The 203-nt window shown below is 49.8% G+C and carries 1 protein-coding gene; it reads left to right on the top strand.

The genetic code is table 11. The annotated features are described in order from the left end of the window. Window positions 1-15: 15 nt before the first annotated feature. On the top strand, window positions 16-203 hold a 188-nt coding region (locus tag Q1A18_RS19075), incomplete at its 3' end, for a hypothetical protein (protein WP_299584763.1).

Genomic DNA, 203 nt, shown 5'->3' with positions numbered 1-203 from the left:
ATGGACCTGGATCGCATGAAGGTGGTTTCAGAGGATGGAAAATCGATTTTGCTGGGTAACCCCCGGCTGGATGTTGAACGCAGCAACACGGATGACTTTGTGATTCTGATTCGCAAGAAATCACGGGGCAGCAGTGCCGAAGAAGCCAATGAGAATGTTCAGGAGATTGTGTATCAGTACACGGTTCAGGATTCCACGGTTCG

The organism is uncultured Sunxiuqinia sp. (assembly GCF_947495665.1).
Lineage (GTDB): Bacteria > Bacteroidota > Bacteroidia > Bacteroidales > Prolixibacteraceae > Sunxiuqinia > Sunxiuqinia rutila.
The sequence above is the reverse complement of the archived record's forward strand: the minus strand, read 5'-3'. Positions and strand labels throughout refer to the sequence as shown.